This is a genomic window from Pseudomonas sp. K5002 (assembly GCF_013386655.1).
In the GTDB taxonomy this organism is placed as follows: Bacteria; Pseudomonadota; Gammaproteobacteria; order Pseudomonadales; family Pseudomonadaceae; genus Aquipseudomonas.
Window position 1 is genome coordinate 1 of the sequence record NZ_JACARK010001610.1, and the last position, 944, is coordinate 944.

Genomic DNA, 944 nt, shown 5'->3' on the forward strand with positions numbered 1-944 from the left:
TTGCGCACGGATGCGCGCGAGCAACTCGGGTACGCCGAAGGGTTTGGTCAGGTAGTCATCGGCGCCGGCATCCAGGGCGGCGACTTTTTCCTCTTCGCGATCCCGTGCCGACAACACCAGGATCGGCACCGCCAGCCATCCCCGCAGCTCGCTGATCAGCTGTTTACCGTCGCCGTCCGGCAGGCCGAGGTCGACGATCACCAGGTCCGGCTGACGGCTGGAAGCGTGGATCAACGCGCGTTTGACGCTGTCGGCCTCGAACACCTGGAAGCCCTCATCCTGCAGGGCGATGCCGACAAAACGGCGGATGTTGGCCTCGTCTTCAACAATCAGAATGCGTGCAGTGCTCATAGGGCGTCCATTGGGGGCGGAGTACCCGCCGGTAAAGTTATGACGAAATGCATGCCGCACTCGCGGCCGGGTTTGGCTTCGATGCGCCCGCCGTGGGCTTCGACGATGCGTTTGGCCAGGGCCAGCCCCAAGCCGATTCCGGCGACCGAGGATTCCTGCTGGCCACGGGCAAACGGTTCGAACAGATTGGCCGGCGCGCTGCCCGGGCCGGTGTCGCTGACTTCCAGCAGGATGCTGTCGGAAACGGAACGGGCGGTGACGGTGATGACCGTGCCAGGCGGGGTGTATTTGGCGGCGTTGTCCAGCAGGTTGACCAGCACCCGTTCGATCAGCAGCGCGTCGACTTCCAACAGCGGCAACTGCGGGTCGAGGGTGGTGTGCAGCACATGCCGGGCCAGTGGTTCGCGTAATTGGCGCAGGGCGCTGCCGACAATTTCTTCCAGCAGATGCCATTGCCGGTTGAGTCGCACACCGCGCTCCTGCATGCGGGCCATGTCCAGCAGGTTTTCGATCAAGCGTTGCATCGAAGTCGCCTGCTCATGAATACCGTGCAGCAACGCGGTCAGCGGCCCCGGCGGCGCATGGGGCAGGGC

The 944-nt window shown here is 64.4% G+C and carries 2 protein-coding genes; both read right to left on the bottom strand.

What is annotated here, in order from left to right; all coding sequences use genetic code 11:
- The coding region (locus HX846_RS38250; RefSeq protein WP_178967584.1) for a response regulator at positions 1-351 on the bottom strand (351 nt) is incomplete at its 3' end.
- The coding region (locus HX846_RS38255) for a sensor histidine kinase KdpD (RefSeq protein ID WP_256740523.1) at positions 348-944 on the bottom strand (597 nt) is incomplete at its 5' end. The genes HX846_RS38250 and HX846_RS38255, both read right to left, overlap by 4 nt.